The organism is Candidimonas nitroreducens (assembly GCF_002209565.1).
Lineage (GTDB): Bacteria > Pseudomonadota > Gammaproteobacteria > Burkholderiales > Burkholderiaceae_B > Candidimonas > Candidimonas nitroreducens.
The window spans coordinates 185822-210613 of sequence record NZ_NJIH01000011.1 but is presented as its reverse complement, the minus strand read 5'-3'; the positions used below and the strand labels follow the sequence as shown (position 1 = coordinate 210613).

Here is a 24792-nt window from a genome sequence, read left to right as displayed (position 1 = left end):
CGGCAAGGCCCCGCCGGGGCCTTTCAAGGGATTTACGTCCGCATACAGATGGCCGCGCCTGCGCAGCCACTCGGCACGCAAGATCCGATCGGCGCCGCCGCCCCCCGCCGATGCCGCATGCGCGGCCGCGCCGGGCTCGATTGACCAAGCGTCGGCATACTCGAAGACGCTGCACCAGCCTGGCCCCACCGACGACGGATCGCTTCTGTATTTCTCGTACATGAACTCCAGGTACGACGCCGAAACCGCCGTAGGCGCAAAAGGCGCAAACCCGAGATCCCGCATCATTGCCGGCTCCTTGAGCAATATAGATGGCGCCTGGATCGGCCAGCCCCGCCCCTGTCCGGCCCGAACGCGGCGCAGCCGGATGCCTGCGCCTTCGGGCCGGCGGCGCACGGATCACCCGCGCACGTACTTGTCCTGCCACGCCTGCATGTCATAGGTGCGATCCACCGATCGGAGCAGCCGGGCTTCGGCCGTCCGATCCGCCAGCTCCGCCGCCGTTCCCCCATTCTGCAAATGACGCAGGCAATCGTCCATGGCTTTCACCACGATGGAGTACAGGATGCTTTCCTGATACCGGACGCGTACCCTGGCTCGCTCAAGGAAGTCCGTGTCCCCGAGGACGTCTTCCGGAATGCGCAGCAGCAGCAGGGGCAGGTCGGTGGCCTGCATTGCCGCCTCGATGTCGCTTCTTCCGTGCGCCATGCCGGGCAGCATTATGGCATCCACCCCCGTAGCGGAATAAGCGCTGATCCGCCGCATCGCATCATCGCGAGGCAGCTCATTGAGAGCGCTCGTGCGTGCCACAATGGCGGTGGAGCAATCTTGCCGCGCCTCGACCGCCGCACACAGCTTGCCAACCTGCTCTTCCTGCGAGACGATCATTTCATGGCGCCGTTGCGCAACGCCAAAACGCTGCGGAACGGTATTGTCCTCGATCTCTATCGCCGCAACGCCCGCCGCTTCCAGCTCTCTGACCGTACGGAATACATTCAGGGCGCTGCCGCCGCCATCGTCGGCATCGACGACCAGACACGCATCGCATACCCGGTTGATCCTCCAGCACAAGTCGACCAGATCCGACATATTGGCCATGGGGATGTCGTCGGGAACCGCCAGATTCGAGAACTTGCCCACGGAGCCCGATAGTTTGCACAGCTCCCACCCCTGCAGGCTCGCAATACGTGCGGACAATGGGTCGAAAATCGACGCCGCCTGGGTACACCCCGAGCGGCCCAGAATTTCGCGGAATCGTTGCCTTGCAGTAGATTTCACAGCCACTTCGACACTCCTTCACCTGTTTGCCCGCAATCCGGCCGATGCTCGCGCCCCGTCGCGGAGAAACCTACTGCTTGCGGGCCATGCCGGCCAATTTGACGATCTTTCCATATGCCTCGTATTCACGATCCCACGATGCTTTCAGTTCCTTGCCCTTCAAAAGCTCCAGCGTTTCTCCGACCTGCTTCAGGAAAGCCAGAGCCTGCGGCGACCGCGCTGCATCCTCGAACAATTTCTCGACCCGCTCGATATCGGCGGCGGGCGTACCCTTGGGAACCAGGATGGCGCGCCACAACAGGGATTCCTCCTTGGGTATTCCTACATCCGCAAGACTGGACACCCCCGGAAGCGCGGGGTTGTGCCGGGCCGAAGTCAACAGCAGGCACTTGGCCTTGCCGCTCTTGACGTGCGGAAGAATAGTGGGAATCGTGCCCGAATACATGTCGACCACGCCGCTGAGCATGGCGAGGCTCGACTCCGAAGCCCCTTTGTAGGGGATATCGCGTTCGGAAGTGCCGAACGCCATGAAGATTCGCGTCGCCGCAAGCTGCCCCAGCCCGCCCGGGCCATCGGTACCGTACGTGTATTTGTTCGGGTTCTTCTTGACGAGCTCTATGAGTTCCGCCCCGGTATTCGCGGGAAAATCGGGCCTTGTGCACAATACGTAGGGCGCGCTGCTGAACTGCAGCACCGGTATGTAATCGTCGCGCTTGTAGGGCACCCCCAGTGTATGCGGAGAAATCGAGATCGGCCCCGTCCAGACTCCGCCGATCGTGTTGCCGTCCGGCTTGGAGTGCAGCACCTCCTGGACGCCGATCGTGGCTCCGCCTCCGGGGACATTCCTGACGACCAGATTCACTCCCTTGGCGCCCATGACTTTGGAAATGATCCGGAAGTAGAGATCGCCGCCGCCGCCGGGAGAAGCGGGCCAAATCAGCGTCATGGGTGGCGCCGCCCAGACGATGGCCGCAAACATGCACCCCAGCGCTCCCGCCAAGGCTCGATATAAAGTATTCATTATCGTTCTCCGATGAATGGGTCTCAGCACAAACGCTCGCTGATCAACTGAAACCAAACAGGCTCTTGGGGTTTTCGACCAGTATCCGGTTCCGAATCCGCTCGTCGGGGATCCATTCGAACAACCAGTCTATGCACTGCGCATATGTGACCGAGTCTTCAAACCGGACGAATGGCCAGTCAGAAGCCCATACAAGGCGCTCCTCTCCTCCCGCGTCGAGAAATGCATCCACGCATGGTTGGAGGTGGACGCCACGCTGCCTGAAAGGCGCCGAAAGCTTCACCCAAGTGCGGCCCTGCGCCAAAAGCTCAAGTATCGGAGAGACGTCCCCGGCCCCCGTGCCGTCTTTCGGCTGTGGCCCGCCGAAATGATCGAGCACGACTTTCACGCGGCTTTTCTGCAAATGCGGCGCCACCTGCGGCAGCGTCTCTGAATAGATCCACAACTCCACATGCATGTCCAGGTCGCAGAGCAGGGAAAACAGCCGTTGGTAGTCGGGCGTAGACAGATCGATGAACTCTTTGCGGCCAATATAATTGAGCCGGATTCCATCCACACCGAGATCGTGCATCTGGCCGAGTGCCGCCGCGTCTATCGAAGGGGCGACGGTCGCCGTACCCCGAAGGCGCCCCCCCGATCGAGCCAATGCCGAGAGCAGCAGCGAATTGTCGGTGCCGTAAAAGCTCGGGGCCGTCAATACACCGCGGGATATGCCGCCGCCATCCAGTACATCGAGGTACGCTTCGACGCTATGGTTTCCGGAATGCGCGGCATTCGGCCCCTGCGGCCCCGACGCATCAGCCTGCGTGACGTGGGCGTGGCAATCCACCGCCCCGGCCGGAATGTTCTTTGTCATGGAGTCCCCCATCCGGGGTTCGCAGCACCGTGGCCTCAAGCGGACGGCCTCCGGTGCGGGCTGCGGCAGCGGCCCCTGCGCCGCCGCGCAAGTCCCTGGGCATGGTCTCCCCGTATATATGTTGTTCGTCGAGCCGGGCCGGCTTCGTGCAGGCCTGAACTTATTCAAAGATTATGTCCCGCCGCGGAACTTTGTCCAATAACTTATCGCTTCTATCAGCTATGCCGATTTGCTTTAGGGCCTGTTCAGGCCAAGAGACATATGGACTCCGACGGGCCGCTCACGCAGGGATCCATAGTGCGGCGCCGGCGAACAGGCGAGCCGGTGCACCGCAGCACGGATTCATCGTGCCTGCGCCACGGCCATGTGCAGCGGAATCGGGCTACGCTCGATGGAGCTAACCAGGACGGGACGAATGGCTTCGAGCACGGCCCGGCCGGCCTGCGTCTGCGGCCGGTTTAAAGAAGTGGCCACCATCAAGCGCGTCTCGACGGGCGGCGAACGCAACGCTACGGCTTTCAATGACCCGCTCATGACCTCCCCGGCCACGGCAGGCAATGCGAGAACAGTGTGGGCCACGCCGGCCAGAGCCACATCCTTCAGCAGTTCCAGAGTGTCGAGTTCATAATCGACACGCAATGCAATACCCAGCTTGGAAGCCACGGCCTCCAGCGTCCGACGCAGACCATGTGTGCGGCTGGGCAGCGCAAGCGACAAGCGGGCCAGGCTGCGGGCCGGAACACTAGCCCCCGAGATGAAGCCTTCGGCGGCTGCGGCATCGGGATGCGACACCAGAAACAACCGCGCGCTGGCGAGAAAATCCACCGCGATATGCCGGGATCGGCGCGCATCATGCAAAATGGCAATATCGAGACGGCCGTCGACCAGCCATTCGTGCACGTAGCCGCTGTAGCCGGTAAGAAAATTCAGCTTGATCCCCGGGTGCACCTCTCGCAGCTTCTGCAGCAAATGCAGCCCCATCAGAGACATGAGAGTGGGCGTCATCCCTATGGTAATTTCGCCCGATAGCGGCCGCTGGGCTGCCGCCGGGCCTTCCATGGCCAGCGCCAGATCCCGGATTAGCGGGCGTATCCGGTCGGCGAAGTCGAGCCCCTCGGGCGTCAGCGATACGCCGCGGCCATGCCGATAAAGCAGCCTGGCACCGCAGTCTTTCTCGAGACGCTGAACCTGGCGCCCCAGTGCCGGCTGTGACACACCGATGATACTGGCCGCGCGAGAAAAGCTGCCATGATCGGCAACCAGCAGAAAATACTCAAGACGTTTGAGATCCATATGCACGCCCAGGAGAAGACTGACACTGCGACTTGCCAGGTCAAAGCGTGATGAGGAGCCCGCCGTATTCCTGACTCCATCGGTCTCTGCGGCGCAGCGCATTATTATCGCAGCGCCCCTGAATGCCCATATATCACTCGTATTGACGGCGAAAATTATATCTGACGGATGCAGCGGGCAATTCTCATGCGCGAACAGTGAAGGCCCTGAAAAAACGCGCCGCTCACGAGGCCGGGCTTGGCCGTATGCCAGGTGTCCGCGCAGCAACGAGGCTCTATGCGAACACTCCGCGGACACCGGCCGCCGCTATCGGCTGCAGAGCGCGCACGGTATGGCACAATCGATTTCATTGCTCTGCCATCCCATTTGCGGACTGCCCGCGCCTTTGGGCGCATGCATGCCGCCAACCCCAACCCTCAAACCGAAGAGTACGCCATGAGCCTAGACCCTATCGATCACGACCTTGAACGCGGCCTGCGCAACCGCCGCGCCATCCTGGGCGAGGCCTGGGTCGAGCGGTCGCTGGGCAATGCCACCGACTTCACCGCCGAATTCCAGAACATGATCACGCGCTTCGCCTGGCACGAGATCTGGAGCCGGCCGGGGCTGCCGGCCCAGACCCGGCGCTGCATCGTGCTGTCCATCACCGCCGCCATGGGCCGCTGGGAAGAATTCGAACTGCACGTGCGCGCCGGCCTGCAAGGCGGCGAGACCGGGCTTACGCCCGACGAACTCAAGGAAGTGCTGATGCAGATCGGCGTCTACGCCGGCGTGCCCGCGGCCAATACCGCTTTCGCCCTGGCGCAGAAGATCCTGCGCGAGATCGGCCCGGCGCTGGGCTATGAACTGGCCCCGGCCTCGCCGCTGCAGGCCGACCATCCCGGGGTCGGCCGCATGGGCTCGACGCGCGCCCGCCCGGCCCTGTGCTATAGCGTGCGCGAAGCGCGCCGCGCCGACTCGCGGGGCGTGGTCGTGCTCAGCCACGCACTGGGCTGCGACCTGGACATGTGGGACTTCCTGGCCAACCGGCTGGCCGCCGACTACACCGTGGTCAGCTACGATCATCGCGGCCACGGCGGCTCGGACTCCCCCGAAGGGCCCTACACCATGGCCGAGCTGGCCGAAGACGCGGCGAACCTGCTGCGCGAGCTGCAAACCGGGCCGGTGACCTGGATCGGCCTGTCCATGGGCGGCATGGTGGGCCAGGAACTCGCCCTGCGCCATCCCGACCTGGTCTCGGCCCTGGTTATCGCCAATTCCACCTCGGGCTACCCCGAGACGGTGCGCACCGCCTGGCGCGAGCGCATCGCCACCGTACGCGCCCAGGGCATAGAAGCCATCGCCGACGCCGTCATGGAGCGCTATTTCCACGACGGCTTCCGCCAGTCGCACACGGGCACGGTGGCGGCCTTCCGCCGCCGGCTGGTGGGCACGGATCGGGCCGGTTATATCGGCTGCTGCCATGCAGTGGGTACGGTCGACACCACTTCGCGCCTGGCGGGCATACGCGCCGCGACACTGGTCATCGCCGGCGAACTGGATCAGGGTGCGCCGGTGGCCATGTCCGAAACCATGGCGCAGGCCATACCCGATGCCCGCCTGGTCGTCATTCCCCAGGCCTCGCACCTGGCGGTGGCCGAGCAGCCCGAGGCTTTCGCCGCCGCGGTCGAGGAATTCCTCGCCGAGCTGCGGCCGCGCGCCGAATGACGCACATCGCTGCCTGAGGCCCTCTGGCGATTCACGCAGCGCCTGTAATTCTATTTTTCAATCAATCGTGAACGCGCAAGCGAAGCGCAGACAGTACACCTGGTACGGCAAACGAAGCTGCCAAAGTGCACGGTTGAAACGAAGCTGCCAAAGTACACGTTTGATTTGGAAATGGAACTACGGTGCTGTCGCGCCTCGGGCGGCCACGCCCAGCCACTGATCCAGCCGGCCCGGGTCGGCCGCCAGCGCGGCGCTGCTGCCGTCGTAGACCACGCGCCCGCGTTCCAGTACCAGCGCCATCTCGGTCAGCGGCAGAATCTGGCGCGCGTGCTGCTCGACCAATATGACGCTCATGCCGCCCTGGCGCACCATGTCGCCGATGATGCCCAGCAGTTCCTGGGCGATAAGCGGCGCGAGCCCCTCGAGCGGCTCGTCCAGCAGCATAATGCGCGGGTTGAGCATGAGCGCGCGGCCCATGGCCAGCATCTGCTGCTCGCCGCCCGACAGCTGGCTGCCCAGGTTGCCGCGGCGTTCGCGCAAGCGCGGAAACAGGCCATAGACCGCGGCCAGATCCCAGGCGCCTGGCCGCGCGGCTACGGCCAGGTTCTCTTCAACCGTAAGCGAGGCGAAGATGTCGCGCTCCTGGGGCACCCAGCCCAGGCCCGCCGCCGCGCGCCGCTGCGGCGGCACGCGCGCCAGATCCGCACCGCGCAGCCACATGCGGCCGCGCCGCAGCCGCGCCGCGCCCATCAGCGTGGCCAGCAGGGTAGTCTTGCCCATGCCATTGCGGCCCAGCAGCGCCAGGCTCGCGCCTTCCCGCAATGTCAGCGCGATGTCTTCCAGCACCATGGCGCTGCCGTAGCCCGCCCAGACGCCTTCGAGGCGCAGCAGCTCAGTCATCGGCGGCCTCGCCCAGATAGACTTCCCTGACGCGCGCGTCGCGGGCAATGGACTGCGGGGTATCTTCGGCCAGCACGGCGCCATTGACCAGCACCGTGATGCGCTCGGCAAAGCGGAACACCAGATCCATGTCGTGCTCGATCAGCACTATGGTGACCTCGCGCGGCAGACGGGCAATGGTCTCGAACAGCTCGCGGCTCTCGCCGGCCGGCACGCCGGCAGCGGGTTCGTCCAGCAGCAGCACGCGCGGCCGCGTGGCCAGCGCCAGGGCGATCTCGAGCAGGCGCTGGCGGCCATAAGCCAGTTTGGCGGTGGGCTCGTGCGCCTCGTCCATCAGCCCCAGTTGCCGCAGCAGCCCCGCCGCCTCGCCGAGCGCGTCAGCATGGGCGGCGAGCGGACGCCACCAGCGCGCGCCCAGTCCGCGCCGTTCGCACACGGCCATGGCCACCGATTCCAGCACCGTCATGCCGGGAAACAGCTGGTTGATCTGGAAGGTGCGCGCCAGGCCCCGGCGCACCCGCACATGCTGCGCCATGCGCGTCACGTCGCGGCCTTCGAGCAATACGCTGCCCGAGGTCGGCGCAAGAAAGCCGGTCAGCAGATTGACGAGCGTGGTCTTGCCGGCGCCGTTGGGGCCGATGAGCGCATGCCGTGCACCGCCGGCGATGTCGAGGCTGACATCGGCGGTAGCCGTGAAGCCGCCGAAACGCTTGACCAGGCCGCGGGTCTGCAGGGCGCTGCTCATGGCTCGTCCGCCTCGCGCGGGCCGCCTGCGCCGCTGCCGCGGCTCGCCCTGCGGACGGCGGCTTGCAGGCGCCGCAGGCCGCCCATGATGCCGTCGCGGGCGAACAGCACGATCAACACCAGGAACAGGCCCAGCCAGAACTGCCAGTACTGCGGATTGAGCCCCGCCAGCAGATCGTGGGCGGCCATGAATACCGTCGCGCCGATCAGTGCCCCGTACAGGCTGCCCGCGCCGCCCAATACCAGCATCACCAGCAGTTCGGCCGAGCGCTGGAAGCTGAGCACGTCCAGCGACACGAAGGCATTGGTCTGCGTCAGCAGCGCGCCGGCCACGCCCGCGTAGACGGCGCCCACCGTGTAGATCAGCACCAGCCGGCGATGCACGGGCACGCCCAGCGCCGGCATGCGCAGTATGTTCTGGCGCACGCCGCGCAGCCCCAGGCCGAGCGGCGCGTGCACCAGGCGCCGCGCCAGCCAGAACAGCGCGAACAGCACCACTACGCAGTATATGTAGCCGGTGCGCCCGTACAGATCGAACTCGTAGCGCCCCAGCAGCGGGCGCAGCACCACGCCCTGCAGGCCGTCGACGCCGCCGGTCAGGTCGGTGAGTTTGTTGGCCAGCTCGAACAGCATCAGCGACACGCCCAGCGTGACCATGAGCCGCGTCAGGTCGTTGCCGCGCAGCAGCAGGAAGCTGGAGACGAAGCCGGCGAACCCGGCCAGCGCCGCGGCCGCCACCAGCCCCAGCAGCGGCGCCCCCATGCCGTACTTGGCCAGCAGGCCGGCGGCATATGCCCCGAGCCCGAAGAAGGCGGCGTGGCCCAGGGACACGATGCCCGCGTATCCCAGTATCAGATCCAGAGACAGCGCGAACAGGGCCGTGATGGCGATCTGGCTGAGAAAAAGCAGGCTGTCGCCGAAGGCGAAATAGGCGGCCACGGGCAGCAGCCAGAACAGGTATTCCCAGACCGTCCAGCGGGCCGCGCGGCGCAGCGGGCCCAGCTCGACTGAAACGTCGCGCGCATCGGCGGCGGCATCGGCGGGGCTCACGTGCGTATCCTCCTGTCGCTACGCGACATCTTCCCCAGGGGAGGGAACACGTCTTCCAGGCAGCCGCGCAGGCGCGACATCCTCCCCATGGGATGGAACACGCCTTCCGGGCAGCCGCGCGGGCGCGACATCATCCTCACGAGAGGGAGCGTGTCCTCCGAGCGGCCGCGCGGGCGCGCTCGTTCCAGCCGCCTCATTTCGCCGCCCGGCGGCCGTACAGGCCTTGCGGGCGCAGCAGCAGCATGACGATCATGACCGCGTAAATGACGAAGGCGCCGGCCTGCGGCACGTAATACTTGCCGGCCACGTCGCAGACCCCGAGGATCAGGGCGGCGATGAGCGAACCCTTGATGCTGCCGCTGCCGCCTACGGCCACCACGATCAGGAAATACACAATGTATTTCACCGGGAAGCCCGGATCCAGGCCCAGCATCTCGACCCCCAGCGCCCCGCCCAGGCCGGCCAGGCCCGAGCCCAGCGCGAAGGTCAGGCTGAACACGCGATCGACGTCGATGCCCACGCCGCGCGCCATGCGCTGGTTGTCGACCGAAGCGCGCAGCTGCGCGCCGAAGCGGGTGCGCACCACCAGCCATTGCAGCAGGAGCACGATCGCCAGCCCCACCGCGATGAGGAACAGCCGGTAGACGCCGGCGTCCAGGCCAGGCAGGTGTATCTGGCCCTGCAGGAAGGCAGGCAGCGCCAGGGGCTGCTGCGTAGGCCCGAAGAAATAATTGGCGCCGGCCATGGACATGAACACCAGCCCTATGGAAAACAGCACCTGGTCGAGATCGGAGGCGCGGTACAGGCGCCGGTACAGGACACGCTCCAGCACGGCCCCGAGCAATGCCGAGAGCAGCGCCGCCAGCGGCAGCGCAGCCAGGAACGGCACGCCGTAGCGGTTGAGCAGCACCACGCAGGCGTAGCCGCCGAACATGGCGAAAGCGCCGTGGGCCAGGTTGATGAAGTTCATCAGCCCCAGCGTCACCGACAGGCCGACGCTGATCAGGAAGAGCAGCACCCCCGAGGCGATGCCGTCGAAGAATATAGTCATGGAAGATTCCGTTGCGGCGGCGCGCCGGCCGCCGCGTCGTCCAGGCCCCTACCCGGCTCAGGAACCCTGCTTGCCCGGATCCTTGAAAGCGGCCACGTGATCGAATTCGACGTTCTGCAGCTTGCCGTCGACCTTCTCTACTTTGCGTATGTAGACGTTCTGGACAATGTCGCGCGTGGCCGGGTCGATGGAGATCGGGCCGCGCGGGCTGACCCAGGCATCGCCCTTGGCCGCGGCGATGAACTTGTCGCCGGCGGCGCTGCCGCCGGTCTTCTTGAGCACGTCGTAGATCAGGTGCATGCCGTCATAGCCCGCCACCGACATGAAGTTGGCGCGGTGGCCCTTGTAGGCCTGATGATAGGCCTGCACGTAGGCCTGGTTCTCGGGCGACTTGTGGGCCTCGGCGTAATGGAAGGAGGTGATCACCCCCAGCGCCGCATCGCCCATGGCATCGAGCACGTCTTCATCGGTGAGGTCGCCGGTGGCGATCAGCTTGATGCCGGCCTGGTCGAGGCCGCGTTCTTTGAAGCCTTTGCTGAATGCCACGCCCTGCTCGCCCGCCGGGATGAACAGGAACACCGCGTCCGGGTGGGCATCCTTGGCCTTCTGCAGGAAGGGTGCGAAATCGGGGTTTTTCACCGGCGTGCGCACCCCGCCGACGATCTGGCCGCCCGCTTCGGTGAAGGTCTTCTTGAACTGCTTTTCGGCATCGTGGCCCGGGCCGTAGTCGGCCACCACCGTGAAGACCTTCTTGATACCGTGCTTGGCGGCCCAGCTGGCCAGCGGCGCCGTCACCTGCGGCAGCGTCATCGAGGTGCGCACGATATAGGGCGACTTGGTGGTCACCGACGACGTTGCCGCGTTCATCACCACCATGGGCACCTTGGCCTGAGCCGACAGCGGCCCCACCGCGAAGGCCGAGGGCGTGAGCCCGAAACCGGCGAGCACATCGACCTTGTCCTTGACGATGAATTCCTGTGCATCGCGCTTGCTGATCTCGGGTGCCACGCCGGTGTCGTCCTTGACCAGCACCACCACCTTGCGTCCCGCTACCGTATCGCCGTGCTGGGCAATGTACAGGCGCGCCCCGTCCAGTATCTGCCTGCCGTAGGCGGCAAACGGCCCCGACATGGGCAGCACCATGCCGACCTTCAGATCGGCCGCACCGGCCGAGGCGCAGGCGCCCAGCGCCAGCGCAATACCGGCTGCGAGTTTATGCATCTGCATCGAGATTTCTCCTTCCAGGCTGTGCCGTGTCGCCGTGCGCCGCATGGGGCGCGTGGAGCGCAAGCCGCCTGCGCCCTATGCGCGGGGCCGTCCGGCATTCATTGCGGATGATAATTCATTATGCTGACGCGCGCCCCGGCCCGCGCAGCCGGAACTCGCGCGGCGACACCCCCACCCGGCGCTTGAAGAAGCGGGTGAAATAAGCGGGATCGGCAAAGCCCAGCGAATAAGACACCACGCTTACCGTCATAGACGTATAGACGAGGCTGCGCCGGGCTTCGAGCACGATACGTTCGTGCACCAGATCGAGCGCAGAGCGCTCGGCCCACTGCCGGCACAGCGCGTTCAGGTGCGCGGCGGTGATGCCCAGCTGCGCGGCATAGCGCTCTATGGGCCAGTGATCCGCATAATGCTCGTCGACCAATTGGCGGTAGCGGCGGAAATGCCGCTGGCCGCTGGATTGCGCACCGCGCTCGGCGACGCTGCGCGCCGCATGGCGTTCTAGCCACACCAAGATGGAGGTAAGCGCGGCCTCGAGCAGCAGGCTGCGGTGCGCGGCGCGGCCTGGGTATTCGCGCGCCACCGCGGCGAAGGCCATGGCGGCATGGGCATCGTCGGCCGAACGCCCCATCTTGTATACGCCCGGGGCGGCCAGCGCCGACCACGTCTGGTCGGCGTCACGGCTCAGCCGTTCTATCAGCGGATAGGCCATGGTCACCACACTGCCCTGGGCCTCGGCCGAGAACTCATAGCCGTGCACGCACAACTGGGGCGCCACCACCACACGGCCGCCGGAAATCTCGAGGCGCAAGTCGTCCAGCACCACCCGCGCCCGGCCGCGCCGCAGGTACAGCCACTGCAGCAGGCCGTGATGGCGATGCGGGCGGATCCGCCAATCGTGCAAGCGGCTGCGGTCGGCAATGGATTCGCAATGCACCAGGTCGGGCGTCTGCCAGAGGCGGTGTTCGCCATATAACTCGTAGGTGGGAACGTCTATCTTGCGCATGGCATGGGGTACGAAAGGATATATGGCAAGAGCAGTGGATCCATGAATAGTACAAGTCTATGGCCCATAAATCCATTCACGGCCCGGCCCGGAAGACGCAATATGTATGCCTGAGCAGGCCAGGCATACGAGCCAGATATACAGGCCAGACATACACGGCAGGCATACGGGCCAGGAAGCGATACGCGCCCGCCGGGGCGCTGTCCGCCAAAGCAGGAGGGAAAATGAAGACACAGGTAGCGATCATCGGGGCCGGCCCTTCGGGGCTGCTGCTGGGGCAACTATTGCATCTGCAGGGCATAGACACCGTCATACTCGAAGCCCGCAGCCCCGACTACGTGCTGGGGCGCATCCGCGCCGGAGTGCTCGAACAGGGCACGGCCGATCTGCTGCGCGCCGCCCGCGCCGGCGAGCACATGGATCGCGACGGCCACGTGCACGAAGGCATCTCGCTGTCATTCGGCGGCACGCGCAAGCGCATCGACCTCAAGCAGTACTCCGGCGGCAAAAGCGTAGTGGTCTACGGCCAGACCGAGGTGACCCGCGATCTGATGGACGCGCGCCGGCGCGACGGCGGCCTCAGCATCTACGAAGCCGCCGACGTGCAAGTGCACGACTACAGCAGCGAACGGCCGCGCGTCAGCTACAGCCACAAGGGCCAGCGCCACGAACTCGAATGCGAATACATCGCCGGCTGCGACGGCTTTCACGGCGTTTCGCGCAAATCGGTGCCGGCGCAGGCCATCAAGGTCTACGAACGGGTCTACCCTTTCGGCTGGATGGGCGTGCTGTCGGACACGCCGCCGGTGGATCATGAGCTCATCTACGCCAGCCACGAGCGCGGCTTCGCACTGTGCAGCCAGCGCTCGCTGACCCGCAGCCGTTATTACGTGCAATGCGGCCTCGACGAAAAACCCGCGCAGTGGTCCGACGAGCGCTTCTGGAACGAGCTGAAGGCGCGCCTGCCCGAAGACGTCGCCGCGCGCCTGGTCACCGGCCCTTCTATCGAGAAAAGCCTGGCGCCGCTGCGCAGCTTCGTGGCCGAGCCCATGCAGTTCGGCAGGCTGTTCCTGGTGGGCGACGCGGCCCACATCGTGCCGCCCACCGGCGCCAAAGGCCTGAACCTGGCCGCCAGCGACGTGCAGGCCCTGTACACCCTGCTGACGCGGCGCTACAAAGAAGGCCGCCTCGACCTGCCCGACAGATATTCCGAAGTCTGCCTGCGGCGCGTCTGGAAGGCGGAACGCTTTTCGTGGTGGATGACCTCGGTGCTGCACAAGCTGTCCGACGACCCCTTCAGCCAGCGCATACAGCGCGCCGAACTCGACTACTACACCGGCTCCGAGGCCGGCATGCGCACCATCGCCGAGAACTATGTAGGCCTGCCCTTCGAAACGGTCGACTGACGGTCTCCGTCATATATAGGCCAACCAACATAGCAACAGCTGCAGGCGATATAAATAGCGAGACAAAGTGAAGCTGCCATTCTCGCAGCGACTAGCTCATATCAGGCTTGTCCCAATACCGTCCATGCACTTCCATGCACTCGACCATTGTTCCTGACAGTCGGGGCCGGGAACGTGCCTGCCGTGCCAGCTGCGTGACTTCCAAAATGTCAATCTTGATATGACGGATCAGTCCGATCTAGCATCCGAAGCAACGCGGCCCACTCTAAGTATCCAAAATGACGTACCGAAGGGTCATACAGATGAGCTGTTTTCTCAACAACGTCCATGGGAGGAAATGTTAGTTCCCTGCCCATGGACAGAATGCTGACCTGAGCTTGGCAAGCGCTCTCAAGCCAGCACATCAGGTTGAACGCCTCCGCAATGCTGCTGCCGCATGTCAGCAGCCCATGGTTGCGCAACACCATGACGTTATGTGGCCCGAGATCGGCAACCAATCTGCGTTGCTCGCCAGCATCCACAGCCGGGCCTTCGTAATCATGATAGGCGATACGCCCATGAAACCGCATGGCCGTCTGTGTCAACGGCATGAGACCTTCTTTCATGGCCGAAATGGCCAAGCCCGCCCGTGTATGGGTATGGATGATGCATTTCACATCTTCCCGGGCAGCATGGATGGCACCATGGATAACGTAGCCCGCACGCGAAATGCCGTAAGTCATACTTGCTGGCTGATTGACGATATCACCTGCCAGGTTGACGGTGTAGAGGTTTGACGCGCACACTTCATCGTAGTGCAATCCAAATCCATTGATAAGAAATAACGGCTCGGGGCCCGGCAGTTTGGCTGTAATGTGGTTGTAGATCACGTCGGTCATACCATAGTGGGCGACCAGGCGATAGCATGCGGCGAGATCCTTGCGGATATGCTGTGCATCATCGTTCATTGAGGCCTCCCCAGTCCTGCGAGCGTGGTTCGATACATTAGGCGACGCAGCGGCAAAGCATAATCCACTGTAGCGCGATGAATTGCGGAACAATTGTCCCAAAGAACTAGATCGCCAACACGCCAGCTGTGGCGATATGTGAATTCGGGCCTGGTCATGTGCTCCAGAAGTTCGGCAATCAATGCCTTACTTTCCGTCTCCGGCAAACCCTCGATCTCATGAGACAGTCCCTGGCTCAAATATAAACAGCAGCGGCCAGTGATGGGATGACGCCGAACGAGGGGTTGCGCGATGTCGGGGGGCATATCAAACCTCAACACAGCACTCTTCTCCCCCGTGGTTTGCACCTTCGCTACCTTCTTGCCGGCAATATAGCGACCATAGCTGTTCACCACCTTCAATCCTTCCAAGCGATGCTTCATTGACTGCGGCAATGCATCGTAGGCAGCCTGTGTGCTGCCAAATAAAGTATCGCCATACACCTTCCCATTTTTGGTTGGCACCTCCAACGCATAGAGTAGTGAACCGTAAGGCGGGTTCTCACTGAAGCACATGTCACTGTGCCAAGTACTGCCTGCATCTTCCAATCCGATCGGCTTGCCGTTCTCAATAATATTGGAAACGACGAATATCTCTGGATATCCCGGTAAAAGGTAATCGTTGATCATGTAATGCGTTAGATCGCCAAGCCGCTTACTGAATGAGACCTGCTCGTCTGGCGTCAGATGCTGGCCTCGCAGCACCACGACACCACATTCATGAAAAACAGCCTTGATCTGGTTGAGATCTGTCTCGTCTATGCCGGTGCTGAGGTCGACGCCCAATATCTCATGCCCAAGAGGCCGTCCATACTTATGAACTTCAATTTTCATCCTCGTTTACCCCCTCAATTCACGGTGGCGCCGGTCATCTTGACCAAGCCTCGATATTTATTGACTTGTTCCTGGAAAAATTTCTCGAATTGCTGTGGTGACTCGACGCGCACCTCGGTACCCGTCTTCAGGAACTTTTCCTGCACTTTTGGATCTTTCAATGCATCGGCCACAGAGTGGTAGAGCGCATCTACGATAGATTCTGGTGTTTTGGCTGGTACGAAGATGCCTTGCCAGGCGGGCAGTACAAATCCTTTGTAGCCCAGTTCGACCATCGTGGGCAGGTTTGGGAGAAATGCTGCACGCTTGTCACCCGTAGTTGCCAAAGCACGCAAGGAGCCAGCTGAAATCTGGCCGGCGACGGCCTGATACGGATAGAAGAGCAAATTGATGTCCCCACGCATCATTCCGCTCATCAGATCTCCAAAGCTGTTGAAGGACACGCGCTGTATCCGAACCGAGCTCTCCGATGTGAAGAAAGCTCCAGCCAAATGCACCGAATTGCCAGTGCCAGTGTCCGCGTAATTGAGCTTGTCCGGGTGTTTTTTTGCATAGGCGACAAACTCGGATACAGTGCGCGCGGGCATCGACTTGTCGATGACCATGACCATCGGCTGATTGGATACACGAACGACCGGTCGCAGGGCCTTCATCGTGTCATATGGTAGTTTTTTGTACAGCGAAGGATTAATCGCTGTCTGCGTGGCGCCGAACAGCAGCGTATAGCCATCCGGCGCCGACTGTGCCACAGACTGAGTGCCAATGATGGCACCTGCTCCTGGTTTGTTGACCACCACGATAGGCTGACCCAGGCGTGCTCCCATGCGCGGCGCCACCTCACGAGCTAGCATATCTGCGTTGGTACCCGCGGCGTAGGGGACGATCAATGTAATAGGTCGGGACGGGTATCCGGCCGCCCGCGCAGCGCCCGAAAATAAAATTCCGACGGCCATACCAATGCTTATGAGATTACGAAACTGTTGCCGTAACGTGCTGGCTACTCGCATAATAATGTCTCCTTGTGTTTTATATGAGCGACGCTTTTCATTATTCAGAAGGTGTCGCTAGGCTTGCATCGCGCTTATGCGCCAATTCAATAAGCATGGTCGAGTAGCGACCGAAAATCTTTTGTCGTCGTGTGCCGTGGATTCCAACGGTTGTATCCGGCCTTGATGCACAGTTCGGCCATTTCATCGAATACCTCGGGCTCTGCCCCTACGTCCCGTAGTCGAGATGGAATACCTAGATCGCGACACAAAGAGTCGATTGCCTCGATGGCCATGGCCGCGGCATCGAGCTGCGGAATACCGTGCGCCGGGCGGCCCATGGCGCAAGCGACGCGAGCATACTTGGCTGGGTTGGCTATCATGTTGAAGCGGGCCACTTGCGGCAGGCAGATTGCATTCGACAAGCCATGTGAAAGATGGAAGTACGCACCAACAAATCGGGCCATGCAATGGACATTTCCCAAGCCCGTTTGACCGAAAGTAATGCCAGCCAAGGCAGATCCGCACAACATGTTCAGCGCTGCTTGCAGATTCTCCCGATTGGCGACGAATTGCCGGATATTGGCGGCAATCAATTCCAATGCTCGGATATTTATTGCGTCTGTCACTGGATTTGCCAATCTGGACAAAAAGGATTCAAACGCATGGACAAACGCGTCCATGCCCGAGTGCGCCGCGACGTGAGCAGGTACGGTACGCAAGGCCAGTGGATCGAGAATGGCGATCGATGCTGGGTTGAAAGCCGCATGACGAATCGACATCTTCAGATTCTTCTCGGTATCGGTGATCACGCAAGATCCCGAGACTTCTGAGCCGGTACCGGCGGTAGTTGGAAGTACGATCAGCGGCAGCGGCGGCTTCGAATACTTTTCGATGCCCTCATAGTCATGGATTCGGCCACCATTCGTGGATAGAATCCCCACGGCCTTTGCGACGTCGATCGTACTACCTCCCCCAATCGCCAAGGACATTGTCGCCTCATGAGATTTACAGGCGTTGAAGGCTTTCTCAACCGTGGCTACACTGGGATCGGGCTCGATATCGCTGAAAAGCTGTATCGCTACTCCCGATCCTTCCAGCAGCTTTCGCACTCGCGTATAAAATTCGCTCTCTAACAATGCAGCGTCCAGTGCTACAAACATGCGTTTGCAACCACTGACACGGATCACGTCTGCAAGCTGCACATATGCACCCACGCCCATATACAAGCGCGTCGGACAAAAAAAACTGGAGATGTCATTTAGCATGATGAAGCCCCGTAAAAAACCCTGTCTGCATTAAGGATTGAAGATGACGAGACGTTCTTCGGTCATCTCTCGGATCGAGTAGGACGGCCCTTCTTTGCCGAAGCCACTGTCCTTCACTCCGCCAAAAGGCATCACGTCAGATCGGGCGCTGGACGATTCGTTGATTTGAACTGTGCCGAACCGCAAGGTATGGGCGGCTTGCAGGGCGCGGCCGATGTCTTGAGTGAAGACACCCGCAGACAGGCCGAACGGGGTATCGTTGGCGCCGTTCATGGCGCCTTCGAAGTCATCAAAGGGACGTAAAACCAATAGCGGAGCGAACGCTTCCTGACACCATACCCGCCCATCATCTGGCACATCAGTGATGACAACCGGATCTATGATTGAGCGTGTGCGCTTTCCCCCACACGAGATTTGAGCGCCGCGTGCACGCGCCTCTTCGATCCAGGATTCTGCCCGGATGGCCGCCTGCTCTGTAATTAACGGGCCAACACGAGTTGCTGGATCACGGGGATCCCCCGCACGCAGAGTCGCCGCGAATTCGACCAGCCTCTTTGTCACTTCGTCAAATATCGGGCGCTGAACATACAGCCGCTGCACTGAAGTGCACACCTGGCCGGCTTTGCGTAGCCCTGCGTTAGCGATTTTGGGTATCGCGCGCTCCAAATCCGCGTCGGCGCAAACGATAGTACTGGCAATACTACCCAGTTCCATTTGTGTGCGGCGCAAGCCGGCTGCTTGCTGGATGATTCGGCCGACCCTTGTACTTCCGGTGAAGGTATAAAAATTGATGGCCTGTTCCTCGAGCAGTGCAGCCCCGACTGTATCGCCGCCCCCTTGTACTATTGAGAGAAACTCCGGTTCCATTCCAGCTTCGAGCAGTAGCTCACCCAATAACGCGCCAGTAAGTGGCGTAAAGGCCGACGGCTTCAAGATTACGGCGTTACCGCCCGCATACGCGGGTGCGACCTTGTGCAGCACAGTATTGAGTGGAGAATTGAAGGGTGTGATAGCGCACACTACCCCTATCGGGAAGCGCAGCGTAAAACCCAAACGACGATGCGCACCTGGGCTTGCACCGAATGGAACCATTTCACCCGTCAGACGCAAGGCTTCATCCGCGGAAAGATTAAGCGTAACGGTGGCTCGATCGATTTCCCCACTGGCATCGGCGATGGTAAAGCCGGCTTCGCCAACCATGATGTCGACGAACCGCTGTCGATAGCCCTCCATCAAAGAGGCCGCTTTGCGAAGCACGGTCGCGCGCTCAAACGGTGGGCGAGGGCCGGAAAGGGCCGCTTGTGCCGCCGTCTGAACCGCCTGAGCAACCTGCGAACGGTCGGCCTCGGCCACTGTCTCAATCACGCCCCCGGAAAACTTATCCAGAACGTCAAAAGCACGATTGGATGTCAGCCATTTGCCGTTGATGAGCGAGCCCGTCGGAGGTAGGCCCTGAATCGTTGATATGGATTCATTCATTACAATATTCCGTATAAATCAAAAATTAATGCTTATGCATCTCGCTCACGCAACGGGCAGAAGCGACGTAGGCTCGCCTTTGGGCGGGACATCCAGCCTGACGGCAATGTCGCGGCTGAATTCTGACCACGGTGGATAGATACTCATGACTACCGGATCATGTCCGGCAATAATGTGATCTGATGAGTCGGCCCAACCCCGGATCTTCGGAAACGCCTCCAGGTAGTCCTGGACGTCAACGACTACCGGAAAGGGGTTGCTTAGTAGCGAATTGGCATAGAAGTGCAAGGCATCGGAGGCGAGCACTACATGACCCCGGCGTGTGCGCACTCGAACTACTTGCAAGCCCGGTGTATGTCCACCCACATGGTGCAGCGTAATTCCCGGAGCGATGCGGGTTTCCCCATGGTTGAACTGCACTCTGTCCGCGTATAGCGCCTTGATCACGCTGCATACTTGACTGACGTCATAGGGGCGGCGCAAGGTTGGTTGGCACATAGCGCAACCAGTAGCATGCGCGATTTCTCTCTTGTGCACATGGAACCGAGCCTTGGGAAATTTCTCCAGATTTCCTAGGTGATCCCAATGCATATGCGTAATCACCAGATCCGTCACGCATTCTGGGGCGTAGCCGAGCCCCGCGAGGGCCTGGGCCGGGCAACGCAAGAACTGGTAGCCTCGACGCGTGCAGGTTTCTTCATCACTTCCGCCGTCGATCAAGATCACGCGATCGCCATGTATCGCGGCCCAGACGAAAAAATCCATGGGCATTGGGCCATCATGCAGGTCGTGAGTACTGATGAAGTTATCACGGACTTGACGCGATTTAGTAGTCGCATAGCGGATCGCCAAAATTTCGTACTCGACGCCGTCGTCAGCTTTTTCTAGGCTCATCTGTATCCCCTCAATGCTTGGGGGAGTTTTTATACAGGTCGGCCCATTTCTTGAGCTCTTCTTTCAAGAATGCTGTATGCGCCTGCGGAGTCGCGCGCGAGGGATCCACTGTGGTTATGCCGTAGGCTTCTAAGCGCTTCTTGACACTGTCCTCTTGGATGACGGCCTGCAACGCTTTCGAAAGCTTGGAGATAATGGCTGAAGGAGTTCCCTCCGGGGCATAGAACCCTTGCCAAATCGAGAACTGGAAGTCCAGACCTTGTTCCGCGAGCGTTGGCACTTTCGGCAGCAAAGGCAGGCGGGACTTCGACGCCACGCCGTAGGCCTTGACGGCGCCCGCCTTGACTTGAGATGCAGCGGTACTGGTCTGATCGCACATCAGATCCACTCGTCCGCTCATCATGTCCAGCAAGGCCGGGGGAGAACCGCGGTACGGCACAGTGGTGAATTTGTCACCGAGCTTCCACATCAGCAAAGTGCCACAGAGGTCGGAAACATTGCCTGGGCCAGCGGTTGCCAACAAAATTTTTGGGCCTAGCTTCTTTAGATACGGCATGAGCTCCTTGACGTTGTGCGGCGGAAGATTCTTGCGCGCGATGACGATCAGCGGTACCTCGGTCGACAGGCCAATAGGTGCGAGGTCTTTGAGTGTGTCGTAAGGTAGCTTCTTATACAGCGCTGGCGCCGTAGCAACACCAATATGATGAAACAATAATGTATAACCATCGGGGCTAGAGTGCGCTACCCTGCCGGTCGCGAGCGTGCCTCCAGCACCAGAGGCGTTTAGCACGACCATACTCCCATGAAGTTTCTCGGCCATAGCTTCGGCAAGGATTCGCGCTGGGTTGTCGATGGCGCCGCCTGCGGGCCCTGGCACCACCAAGGTGATAGGACGCGACGGATAGATGTCAGCGGCTTGCGATGACGTAAAGGCCATTGCAAAGGACATAAGCGCGAGGGGTAAGATTGGCTTCATTTGGAGTCTCCTTGATTATTTGAGATCAGCAATGCCGCCTGGGCGGCAGATTGAGGACAGCGTGGTTCGGACGTTTTCCTGGTTTTCCAGTCTCATAACGCGATCGACGAAGTCCTCGGCTATCTGCGGCGCGATTATGTGCTGAGCATTACCCATAAACTTCGCCATGAGATCTTCTTCAGTCATGGGGTTTTCTGGGGTACCGCGCATATGATTTATGCGGTGCTTGAGAACACTACCGTCGTGTAGTGTGACGCGTACTTCCCCGCTCCATTTAGCCCTGTCTGCGTCTGCTAAATTGACCTCATACCCGACCTTGCCACTTAGCACGGTATGAGCGTGATCCACCAACTGGCTCGGGGAAAGACTATGTTTGGTAAAGCTACGAGACAGCAAGCATTCGGCGATGCAGAAGGGCAAGCTGTAGCGAGCGTGCCACGTTGTCATCGGTCGCGCTTTCTCTGCCGCCGGCTCGCAGATAAGCGGCACCATGTAGTCTGCGACTAGGCACACGACCTTGCTGATGTCTGCTGGATCGTAATGTTTGTGTTGAGCGATCCATAGCGCAGCGTCTATGAATGGCTGGATATAATGCCCGCAGGGATAAGCGCGCGGCGCGATATTGAGCAGTTCCCATCGCTCGCCAAGGCCGCTCACCGCTGCGCCATGATCAGGCATCCAATCCGAATTCTGGACGTGCGCGCGATAGAAGCCGAACCGTCCTTCGAAGACGCCGGCGGGGCCGGTCACGCCATGACAAGCGAGGCGCACCGCTTCGATGCCTGCCGCCGCCCCCCAGCCGGCGTGAAGAGACTTGGCCGATGTGCCGTCTTCCCAAGATGCCATGATTCCAGACGCGAAGCTACCGCTGATACCAGTCGCGTTCTGTATTTCTTCTGTATTCAGCCCATACAAATTTGCCGCTGTATATGCGGCACCGAACGCGCCCACCATTCCCGTCGGATGAAAACCCACGCGATGGAAAGCGCCCGGAGCAACCAGCCCCAACCTGCATGTGAGCTCGTTACCAAGCAGGACGGAACGGATCAGCTGTTTGCCGGAAACGTCGAGATGCTGGCCTAGCGCTAACGCGGTCGCAACAATGGGAGAACCCGGATGTACGCCGGTCGAGACATGCGAATCGTCATATTCGATTACGCAAGCCATCGTGCCCATCAATAAGGCGGCATCTCTGGCGTTTGTGCGGATATCAAAGCCCGGGAGACCAACGGCATCCGGTGCACCCGACGGGGGGGTCGCGGCGCTCACTTGTTGAACCAATTCTGTATCCAAGCCACCCAACATGGCGCCCACAATGTCAAGAATCCTCAGCTTGGTTGCATGGACGACCTCAGGAGGAACCTTGCGCAAATCGAGATTAGAGGCCCAGACAGCCAGTTGGCGGTTTAAGGACTGAGTCAAGGCCACGTTACTTTCCTCCCTTCAGACTCGATGTCGGGTCACACGCTGCCATCACTTCGACTATGGAAGATGCGTCATTCAGTCTTTCCACGGCGGCTACCAGTGCTTCATGGCGATCTTCGATGCCGCCCGTGCGCAGACAGCACCGGATTTTGTCGAGGAATACTTCACGCGGCATATGCTTGCAGCTATCTTCTTCGGATTTGATTTCTTCTAGCAAGCGACCGTCGTGCGTGGTCACTCGTACCCAGCCCTTGTAAGTACGCCCCCCCCTGACGCTGGTATCGATTTCATAGCTGACCCGATCCGCCAATTCGAGAAGCTCTCGCGATGCAAGGTACTCGGATCGGTAGCTTTCGGCGTCGAGTCGACCGAACCATAAGGTTTCGGCTATTGTGTAAGGCAGGCTGACGCGACCATGCCAAGCCGTTGTTGGACGCCGTTTGCGTTCCAAGGGCTCGCAGACGACAGGCACCATCCAATCGGACACTAAGCAGGTGACTGATGCAATGTCTTCGTGTTTCAAGCCGCGGCGGTACAAAGAGAGTGCACAGTCGACAAAAGGTTGGCTGACGTGGCCACATGGATAAGGCTTGATTTCAATCTCGCGCATCTCCCAGTGGGTGCCAAGATCGTGGATCATGCAATCGAAATCGAAGGGATAGCCGGGCTGTTGAATATGGCTGCGAAACAGGCCCAGCTTGCCCTCGAGGACTTCGGAGGGGCCGGTATAGCCGTGGCGTGCGATCGTCGCCGCGGTGATCCCAGCCTGGGCAGCCCAGCCGTTGTCAAGCAACTGAGACCAAGTTCCGTCGACCCAACATTGATTTATCCCCGATGCGAGATTCCCCACGATTCCAATAGCGTGAACCGTCTGCGTATAGGACAGACGCAGCAAACGCGCGGCCGCATAGGCCGCGCCGAAGGCACCAATTATTCCGGTGGGATGCAGTCCATTTCGATGAAATGCGGTCGGCGCGATCATACCTATTCGGCATGTCAGTTCGCTGGCACCAGCCACGACCGTGAGAACTTCCTTGCCATCGATCGCATGCTGCTGTGCAAGTGCCAGAACGGTGCTCACGATGGTGCCATAGACGTGGATTAAAGTTTCGGTATGCGAGTCGTCGTAGGCCAAAGCAGCTGACATGGTGGCATTTGCGAAGGCTGCAGCTGATGCAGAAGTCTTCTCACCCGAGCCGAACAAATGCGCGGAACCTATCCCGCCTAGATCTTTGGCTGTGGCGCATACAGGTGAGCCGTACTCCAACACACTGGCGGCGGTTGCCACTGCGATCGTATTCAAGATTGCCCTATGTGTCTCCTCGACGATGTCCACGGGCAGATCGTCGTAGCTGAGAGCAAGAAACCATTTGGCGGCGGAAGAACTCAAACTGCTCAAATTAATTCTCCATAATCTTACATAGTGAGATATCTATTTATTGATATTCCAAGTACAGACCGAATTTTGATCTTATTAAATTAGATGATCTACAATTTAATCTTGCTATGTAAGAAATTAGGAAACTTATGACTGAGAGATCAGGCACACAATCCCTGGAACGTGGGATCGCCCTATTGCGCGATGTAGCGTCTCGCAATCGGGAAGGGCCCAAGCTTGTTGACTTGATATCCAGCACGGGCTTAGACAGATCGACGGCACATCGCTTGCTTAAATGCCTGGTGGCGGAGCAAATGTTGATGCAAACCGAGGACGACAAACGCTATCACCTTGGCCCTCTCTCGTTCTATCTCGGGCTGATGGGATCCGAACAGGGTGATTTGCGGGACACGGCTGCATCTTTACTAACTGCCATTGCCGATGAAACCGGAGACACAGTATTTCTAATGGTACGTGTTGGCGTAGAGGCAATCTGTGCCGATCGTAGAGCAGGCCATTATCCGATCAAGACATTCGTGGTTGATGTCGGGACGCGGCGACCTTTGGGTATCGGTGCAGGTGGCATGGCCATTTTGTCCACGTTGTCGGATACGGAGATGGACGCAGCCATGGATGCCAATACGGATCGCATCGCCCGCTTTCCCGGATTTACAGACGAGTCCATACGGAAAACCGTGGCTGTTACGCGTAGGCATGGCTATTCAATGATGGACGTGCCCGTCGTCACAGGTGTTCGCGCTATCGGCTACCCCATATGCTTGTCCGGAGGGCCCGCGATCGCTGCGTTCAGTATCGCCGCCATCGCGCCACGTATCACATCACAGCGTTCGAGTTTTTTGGTAAAAGTGCTGCAAAGCGCTAGTACCGAACTGGTGAAGCGGCTGGCTCCAACCCATCAGGGCAGTCGCATCCCGCTTTAGGTGCGCTCAAAAATTCCGGAGCAACCCTCGCTCTCGCGAAGTAAACACCCGAGCTGAGTCAACAGAAGTTTTACGCCTTACTTACTT

The 24792-nt window shown here is 60.6% G+C and carries 22 protein-coding genes and 2 pseudogenes; 4 read left to right on the top strand and 20 right to left on the bottom strand.

Translation table 11 applies throughout. The features are described from left to right. Positions 1-171: 171 nt before the first annotated feature. The 5 genes and pseudogenes from CEY11_RS26130 to CEY11_RS19675 all read right to left on the bottom strand — a co-directional run. A pseudogene (locus tag CEY11_RS26130) lies at positions 172-285 on the bottom strand (2-oxoglutarate dehydrogenase E1 subunit family protein); the annotation flags it as partial. Between the two features lie 114 nt (positions 286-399). Further along, on the bottom strand, positions 400-1284 hold the full coding sequence (locus tag CEY11_RS19690; RefSeq protein WP_088605123.1) for an isocitrate lyase/PEP mutase family protein: 885 nt from the start codon (positions 1282-1284) through the stop codon (positions 400-402). 64 nt (positions 1285-1348) lie between these two features. After that, positions 1349-2299 (bottom strand): Bug family tripartite tricarboxylate transporter substrate binding protein, encoded by a 951-nt coding sequence (locus tag CEY11_RS19685; protein ID WP_088605122.1) that lies wholly within the window; start codon positions 2297-2299, stop codon positions 1349-1351. 43 nt (positions 2300-2342) lie between these two features. Further along, positions 2343-3155 (bottom strand): amidohydrolase family protein, encoded by an 813-nt coding sequence (locus tag CEY11_RS19680; RefSeq protein WP_158215389.1) that lies wholly within the window; start codon positions 3153-3155, stop codon positions 2343-2345. 342 nt (positions 3156-3497) lie between these two features. Continuing rightward, positions 3498-4448, bottom strand: a complete 951-nt coding sequence (locus CEY11_RS19675; RefSeq protein WP_088605120.1) for a LysR family transcriptional regulator — start codon at positions 4446-4448, stop codon at positions 3498-3500. A 435-nt stretch (positions 4449-4883) separates the two neighbouring features. Here CEY11_RS19675 and pcaCD point away from each other — a divergent pair, with 435 nt between their 5' ends. Continuing rightward, the gene (pcaCD, locus tag CEY11_RS19670; RefSeq protein WP_088605166.1) at positions 4884-6155 is read left to right on the top strand and encodes a bifunctional 4-carboxymuconolactone decarboxylase/3-oxoadipate enol-lactonase PcaCD; all 1272 of its coding nucleotides are present in this window, start codon (positions 4884-4886) and stop codon (positions 6153-6155) included. Between the two features lie 177 nt (positions 6156-6332). On the opposite strand, the gene CEY11_RS19665 is transcribed toward pcaCD, so the two are convergent. The 6 genes from CEY11_RS19665 to CEY11_RS19635 all read right to left on the bottom strand — a co-directional run bounded on the left by CEY11_RS19665 (position 6333) and on the right by CEY11_RS19635 (position 12133). After that, a complete protein-coding gene (locus CEY11_RS19665) occupies positions 6333-7055 on the bottom strand; it encodes an ABC transporter ATP-binding protein (protein ID WP_088605119.1) in 723 nt (240 codons plus the stop codon). Next, entirely contained in the window at positions 7048-7800 is a 753-nt protein-coding gene (locus CEY11_RS19660; protein WP_088605118.1) for an ABC transporter ATP-binding protein, read from the bottom strand. Before CEY11_RS19660 ends, CEY11_RS19665 begins: the two co-directional genes overlap by 8 nt. Then, positions 7797-8801, bottom strand: coding sequence for a branched-chain amino acid ABC transporter permease (locus tag CEY11_RS19655; RefSeq protein WP_233154992.1), 1005 nt, complete (start codon positions 8799-8801; stop codon positions 7797-7799). Before CEY11_RS19655 ends, CEY11_RS19660 begins: the two co-directional genes overlap by 4 nt. 241 nt (positions 8802-9042) lie before the next feature. After that, complete coding sequence (locus tag CEY11_RS19645; protein WP_088605115.1) at positions 9043-9900, bottom strand: branched-chain amino acid ABC transporter permease; 858 nt, start codon at positions 9898-9900, stop codon at positions 9043-9045. Between the two features lie 57 nt (positions 9901-9957). Beyond that, positions 9958-11121 carry an ABC transporter substrate-binding protein gene (locus CEY11_RS19640; RefSeq protein ID WP_408608150.1) on the bottom strand — a complete coding sequence of 388 codons (1164 nt, stop codon included), beginning with the start codon at positions 11119-11121 and terminating at the stop codon, positions 9958-9960. A 124-nt stretch (positions 11122-11245) separates the two neighbouring features. After that, a complete protein-coding gene (locus CEY11_RS19635) occupies positions 11246-12133 on the bottom strand; it encodes a helix-turn-helix domain-containing protein (RefSeq protein WP_088605113.1) in 888 nt (295 codons plus the stop codon). Between the two features lie 224 nt (positions 12134-12357). Here CEY11_RS19635 and pobA point away from each other — a divergent pair, with 224 nt between their 5' ends. Further along, complete coding sequence (gene pobA, locus CEY11_RS19630) at positions 12358-13539, top strand: 4-hydroxybenzoate 3-monooxygenase (protein WP_088605112.1); 1182 nt, start codon at positions 12358-12360, stop codon at positions 13537-13539. Between the two features lie 209 nt (positions 13540-13748). Here the strand turns inward: pobA and CEY11_RS19625 are convergent, their stop codons facing one another. From CEY11_RS19625 to CEY11_RS19585, 9 genes are all read right to left on the bottom strand, one after another. Beyond that, positions 13749-14486, bottom strand: a complete 738-nt coding sequence (locus CEY11_RS19625; protein ID WP_088605111.1) for a class II aldolase/adducin family protein — start codon at positions 14484-14486, stop codon at positions 13749-13751. Beyond that, positions 14483-15358 carry a TauD/TfdA dioxygenase family protein gene (locus tag CEY11_RS19620; RefSeq protein WP_088605110.1) on the bottom strand — a complete coding sequence of 292 codons (876 nt, stop codon included), beginning with the start codon at positions 15356-15358 and terminating at the stop codon, positions 14483-14485. The genes CEY11_RS19625 and CEY11_RS19620 overlap by 4 nt, the downstream gene beginning before the upstream one ends. A gap of 14 nt (positions 15359-15372) precedes the next feature. Continuing rightward, entirely contained in the window at positions 15373-16365 is a 993-nt protein-coding gene (locus CEY11_RS19615) for a Bug family tripartite tricarboxylate transporter substrate binding protein (RefSeq protein WP_088605109.1), read from the bottom strand. Positions 16366-16451: 86 nt separating this feature from the next. After that, positions 16452-17612: an iron-containing alcohol dehydrogenase gene (locus tag CEY11_RS19610; RefSeq protein WP_233154989.1), complete on the bottom strand. Its 1161-nt coding sequence runs from the start codon at positions 17610-17612 to the stop codon at positions 16452-16454. 30 nt (positions 17613-17642) lie between these two features. Then, positions 17643-19091, bottom strand: coding sequence for an aldehyde dehydrogenase family protein (locus tag CEY11_RS19605; protein WP_088605108.1), 1449 nt, complete (start codon positions 19089-19091; stop codon positions 17643-17645). 45 nt (positions 19092-19136) lie between these two features. After that, positions 19137-19985: an N-acyl homoserine lactonase family protein gene (locus CEY11_RS19600; protein WP_088605107.1), complete on the bottom strand. Its 849-nt coding sequence runs from the start codon at positions 19983-19985 to the stop codon at positions 19137-19139. A 10-nt stretch (positions 19986-19995) separates the two neighbouring features. After that, the gene (locus CEY11_RS19595) at positions 19996-20961 is read right to left on the bottom strand and encodes a tripartite tricarboxylate transporter substrate-binding protein (protein WP_088605106.1); all 966 of its coding nucleotides are present in this window, start codon (positions 20959-20961) and stop codon (positions 19996-19998) included. Between the two features lie 15 nt (positions 20962-20976). Then, the gene (locus CEY11_RS19590; RefSeq protein WP_088605105.1) at positions 20977-22389 is read right to left on the bottom strand and encodes an MmgE/PrpD family protein; all 1413 of its coding nucleotides are present in this window, start codon (positions 22387-22389) and stop codon (positions 20977-20979) included. Position 22390: 1 nt separating this feature from the next. Continuing rightward, positions 22391-23785: an MmgE/PrpD family protein gene (locus CEY11_RS19585; protein ID WP_158215388.1), complete on the bottom strand. Its 1395-nt coding sequence runs from the start codon at positions 23783-23785 to the stop codon at positions 22391-22393. A 128-nt stretch (positions 23786-23913) separates the two neighbouring features. Here CEY11_RS19585 and CEY11_RS26125 point away from each other — a divergent pair. Then, positions 23914-24078, top strand: a pseudogene (locus CEY11_RS26125) (helix-turn-helix domain-containing protein); the annotation flags it as partial. A 6-nt stretch (positions 24079-24084) separates the two neighbouring features. Beyond that, positions 24085-24705: an IclR family transcriptional regulator gene (locus tag CEY11_RS19580; protein ID WP_233154988.1), complete on the top strand. Its 621-nt coding sequence runs from the start codon at positions 24085-24087 to the stop codon at positions 24703-24705. The last annotated feature ends 87 nt before the right edge of the window (positions 24706-24792 follow it).